At 66.0% G+C, this 4,671-nt stretch carries 5 protein-coding genes and 1 pseudogene; 2 read left to right on the top strand and 4 right to left on the bottom strand.

Annotation, left to right across the window (positions count from 1 at the left end; all coding sequences use genetic code 11):
* Positions 1–581, top strand: a pseudogene (locus AB4Y84_RS13725) (ubiquinone biosynthesis regulatory protein kinase UbiB); the annotation flags it as partial.
* Positions 582–631: 50 nt separating this feature from the next.
* On the opposite strand, the gene AB4Y84_RS13720 reads toward AB4Y84_RS13725, so the two are convergent.
* The 4 genes from AB4Y84_RS13720 to AB4Y84_RS13705 are packed head-to-tail and all read right to left on the bottom strand — an operon-like array spanning position 632 to position 3,765.
* Positions 632–1,417 carry a YaiO family outer membrane beta-barrel protein gene (locus AB4Y84_RS13720; protein WP_312786675.1) on the bottom strand — a complete coding sequence of 262 codons (786 nt, stop codon included), beginning with the start codon at positions 1,415–1,417 and terminating at the stop codon, positions 632–634.
* 5 nt (positions 1,418–1,422) lie between these two features.
* Positions 1,423–2,028, bottom strand: a complete 606-nt coding sequence (locus tag AB4Y84_RS13715; protein WP_394196925.1) for an acetyltransferase — start codon at positions 2,026–2,028, stop codon at positions 1,423–1,425.
* Positions 2,015–3,154, bottom strand: a complete 1,140-nt coding sequence (locus AB4Y84_RS13710) for a glycosyltransferase (RefSeq protein WP_363734276.1) — start codon at positions 3,152–3,154, stop codon at positions 2,015–2,017. Before AB4Y84_RS13710 ends, AB4Y84_RS13715 begins: the two co-directional genes overlap by 14 nt.
* Positions 3,154–3,765, bottom strand: a complete 612-nt coding sequence (locus AB4Y84_RS13705; RefSeq protein WP_442243989.1) for a PIG-L deacetylase family protein — start codon at positions 3,763–3,765, stop codon at positions 3,154–3,156. Before AB4Y84_RS13705 ends, AB4Y84_RS13710 begins: the two co-directional genes overlap by 1 nt.
* A 309-nt stretch (positions 3,766–4,074) precedes the next feature.
* Between AB4Y84_RS13705 and AB4Y84_RS13700 the strand changes: the two genes are divergently transcribed.
* On the top strand, positions 4,075–4,656 hold the full coding sequence (locus tag AB4Y84_RS13700) for an O-methyltransferase (protein WP_442244041.1): 582 nt from the start codon (positions 4,075–4,077) through the stop codon (positions 4,654–4,656).
* The last annotated feature ends 15 nt before the right edge of the window (positions 4,657–4,671 follow it).

The raw sequence follows: 4,671 nt of genomic DNA, 5'->3' as shown, positions 1-4,671 counted from the left end.
CGGCTGTGCGTTCGGTATGCGAGCCGTAYTTCACCCGMCCGCTGTCGCAGATCTCGCTGGCCGAGGTGCTGATGAAGCTGTTCCGCGTGGCCCAGCGCTATCAGTTGACGTTGCAGCCGCAGTTGATCCTGCTGCAGAAGACCCTGCTCAACATCGAAGGCGTCGGCCGCCAGCTCGATCCGCAGATCGACATCTGGGCCGTGGCCAAGCCGGTGCTGGCGAAAATCCTGCGCGAGCGCTACAGCCCGCGCCGCGTGGTGCGCGAGATCGGCAAGCGCCTGCCGGAAATCATGACCCATGCCCCAGACATGCCGCGCCTGGTGCACGCCTGGCTGACCCAGCAGGTGGAAGGTCGCCATGAACTGGCGATGCGCTCGCGCGATCTGGTTGCGCTCGATGCGAGCCTGCAGCGCCTGCAGAAGCATGCGGTCGGTGCGATCACCGGCGTCGGCCTGCTGGCGATCGCCGCGTTGATGTACGTGCTGCAGCCGCCGGGCTGGTACTGGGGCGACGTGCCGGCGTGGAGCTGGGTGTCCGGTGCGGTTGGAGCGTTCGCACTGGCGCGTGCGTGGTGGCGATGACCGCAGCCTGCTGAAGCAGCGACGACGGCGGACCGTCGTCGCCGATGGGCTTACCAGCGGTAGCCCAGGCCCACCTGCGAATGCAGGCTCTGGAAACGATCCAGGCGCGTCTTGTGCCAGGTCTTGCCCAGCCCGACGTCGAGTACCAGGTGCTCTCCCAGCGGCTGGCTGCGGCGCAGGAACACGCGCCGGGCATCGTGCTCGCGCAGCAACAGCGGATCGGCCTCGGCGCTGTAGCCGGAGGTACCGCTGCCCAGCCACAGTTGGGTCGAGCCACGCCCCTGGGCATCTTTCAGCCGTAGCGACACGGTGGTGCCGTACCCGTCGGGGCCGTTGGACTGGCGATGGCGCTCATGCTTGATCGAGGCCATCACCCGCGGAAAGTAGTGCGAAGCACCCACCGACCAGCCGCTCACGTAGCCGCTGCCGTGGTACTCGGCGTACTTGCCGCCCACGCTCAGCACGGTCTGTCCGGCCACCTTCCACAGCATGTCCTGGTTGATCTGGCGGTTGACGAAGACCGGATCGTCGTTGGACGCAATCACCGACGTACGCGTGGCGACGGTGGCTGACCAGTCGTGATGCAACGAACCCTGCACCCGGTTTCCGCTGTAGCGCGAAGTGCCGTAATCGCGCTCGCCGTGGGCCAGGCCCAGGTGCCAGCGGCTGGCGCCGGTGCGACCTGCCACATCCATTGTCTGCACGTCGCGCTTGCCGAAGCCTTCGTTGTAATCGGTGTGGTCCAGCTGCAGGGAAACACGGTCGACGCCGGCATGGGCGCTGGCGGCGGCCAGCAGCAGGGCGCACGGCAGTACGCCACGATTGATGAATCGCATGGTGATTACTCCAGGGGTTGGGAATGCAGGTGTTGCAGCAGGCGATAGCGGCCTGCGGGCAGGTTCCGTTCCACGGTGATCCGCGGACCGAACTGGCTGCCCGGTGCGACGATGCGACCGGGCAGGATGATCACGCCGACGCCCAGCGCCGCGCCTTCGCCAATCCATGCGCCGAGCTTGTCGCGCTGGCTGTCGACGATCTGGCCATCGACATGCACGGCGATCGACGCGCCGTCGAGGCGRTGATTGCTTGTGCGTACGAGAGCGCCAAGATATGCGTCGTCGTCGATGCGGCTGTCACCGATGAAGCACTGCGGACCGATGCTGACCCGCTGGCCGACCACGGCGTTCTTGAGTTCGCTGGCAAAGCCGATGCGGGTGCCATCGCCGATACGCAGCGGACCACGCAGCAGCGCATGATTGCCGATCAGACAGTCGCGTCCGATCAACACCGGACCCTGGATGTGGGCGCCGTGGCAGATGCGGCTGCCGACGCCGACACTCACCGCGCCGCGTACCGTGGCTTGTGGCGATATGTCCGCGCATGGATCGAGGTGGGGCTGTAGCAATGCCAGTTCGCTGGCCATTGCTTCCAGTTCACTCCACCACATGCGGATACCTCGTTGGCTTGTCGCGTGCGGGCTCGCGGCCGGTGAACAGCCCCTTCAGTCCGTGGATCAGCCAGACCGCATAGGCCAGCAGCACATACAGCACGGAGAACGCTGCCGCCGGTACCAGCCATGGACGCCGGTGGTGCACGGCACTGACCACACCCAATGCCATCACGATGCCGATCCAGACCAGCGGCACCATCGCCACTACCAGGCCAGCGGGGCCATGCACCGTAGCGGCGCCAAATCCCACCTGCAGCCCAGCGGCGATCCCCGCCAGCGCCAGCAGGATCATCGGCAGGATGCTGAAGAGCCCGAAGCGGGTCAGCAGCAACCGCCGATGCAGGCGCATGCATACGGCGTAGCCGACGATCCAGCGCCGCCAGCGTCGCCATTCCTCCACCAACGTGCTGCATTCCTGCGGGTACACCACGCAGCGGATGCTCTGCCGCACCCGGTAGCCCTGGGCCACCAGCGACCAGGACATGTCCAGGTCTTCGACCCGGGTGCGGTCGGAAAAACCTACCTTGCGCAGCACGCTGGTGCGGAACAGCCCGCAGGAGCCGGAGACAATGAACGGCGCTCCGCCGAGCCACTGCTGGAAGCTGCGCTTGATGACGATCATCGGCAGCTTCAGGCTGGCCCGCACGTGCGGAAGAAAGCCGGCGCCCTGCAGGCAGGACGATGGCACACCACCCACTGCGTCGGCACCCCGTTCGATTTCCGCCAGCAGGTGGCCCAGGCCGGTACTGCGCGGATCGATGCGGGTGTCAGCATCGGTCAGGAACACCTGGGCGGTGGTCACATGCTGCAGCCCGTGCATCAACGCGCCGCCCTTGCCCGTGTTGGACTGGTGCACGGCGAGCAGTCGCCCCGGCCATTGCAGCTGCAGTGCGTCCAACACCTGCGCGGTGGAATCGGTGGAGCCATCGTTCACGCAGATCACCCGCGCGATGTACGGATTCTGCAGCAGATCGGTGAGCGAACGCTGCAGGCATGGTGCTTCGTTGTAGGCAGGCACGATCGCATCGATGCTGCGCAGCTGCCCGCTGGGCCTGCGCGTTGCGTGGACCAGCAGGCGCACGACGATGAAGGCGCACATCGCCAGGAACAGCAGGGTCTTCATCACAGCACCAGCCGATGGGGCAGGAAGCCCTCGCTGGGGCCGATGCCCACCTGCTGGCCGCGGAACTGGGCATGGCAGCGCAGGTGGCTTTCCTGCATGTAATGGCGATCGCCCTGGCTGGCGTGTTCGCGTAGTGCGCGGATCTTCAGCTCCAACTGCACGCTGATGTCTTCAAACACCTGCGGTGCGAACTGCGGCAGCGTGCTTGGGCTTTCGTAGCACAGGATCTGCGGGACGCTGCGACAGGCGACGATCGAGGCTTCATGGACGGTGCGATGATCCTGGTGATGGTCTTCACCACACATCGTGTAGACGCGTTGCGGTTGGATGGCTTCGCACGCCTGTTCCAGGGCGCTGATGATGGCGTTGCGGCAGGACGGGAAACAGGTATCCGGAAAATCATGCTGCAGCACCTGCCAGGCGCCGAGTCGCCGCAGCGCGCGATGCGACTCGTCGCTGCGATCAGCGCCATCGTGACAACCGCGTCCACCCCGGCTGAGTACCAGGGCATGGATGCGGGCGCCGGCGAAGGCGAGCTTGGCCAAGCTGCCGCCACAGCCCAGTTCGATGTCATCAGGGTGGGCGCCGATTGCCAGGATGTCGTGGGCCATGGCCATGTCCTTGCGGGAATCCAGGGGAAATGCGGCAGATGCGTTGAATGCACTGCAGCGGGCGCGGACTATCGCAATGGCCCGGTGAAACAGGGACTAAGAAAATTACGAAAATGTGTCGACGCTCCCCCCAGGCTTTGCTGCGCAACGAGAAGGACAGGTGCAGCGTCCGCCACCGACTGTTGACGGTGGAGTCCATAGGAGGTGGATGACGTCAATGCGCGGATACGGACACGCGCTGTGGAAGCAGCGAGAATGGTGCTGGCGCATCGCCATCCGGCGATTGCCCGTACCGCGGAGATCGAGCCGATGGACCTGGCTGCACTGAAGGATGAACTGGCCCGCTTCGGCACCAGCAACGATGCGCGCGAAACCGAGCGCGACCGCCGCATGCTCAACATCACCGCCGACACCGGTGAACTGCTGTCGGTGCTGGTGCGTTTCGGCAACGCACGGCGCGTGCTGGAGATCGGCACGTCCAACGGCTATTCCACGTTGTGGCTGGCCGAGGCCGCCGCTGCCATCGACGGCCACGTAACCACGCTGGAGTTCGCCGCCGACAAGGTGGCGATGGCCCGCACGAATTTCGCCCGCAGTGGATTGGGCGAGCGCATCAACCTGGTCCACGGTGATGCCGGGCAGTGGCTGGCGCAGGCCGACGAGGGCTGCATCGACCTGCTGTTCCTGGATTCGAATCGCGGGCAGTACGCGGGCTGGTGGCCGCAACTGCGTCGGGTACTGCGCCCCGGCGGCCTGCTGGTGGTCGACAACGCCACCTCGCATGCCGGTGAGATGGCGCCGCTGCGCGCCCTGCTGGCCGCCGAYGCGGCGTTCACCACCAGCCTGGTGCCGGTGGGCAATGGCGAACTGCTGGCGCTGCGCAACACCTGACCGGGCGTCACCCCG

It is taken from the genome of Stenotrophomonas sp. 2YAF22 (assembly GCF_052114665.1).
GTDB lineage: Bacteria > Pseudomonadota > Gammaproteobacteria > Xanthomonadales > Xanthomonadaceae > Stenotrophomonas > Stenotrophomonas indicatrix.
This window is presented reverse-complemented; position numbering and strand designations above follow the sequence as displayed.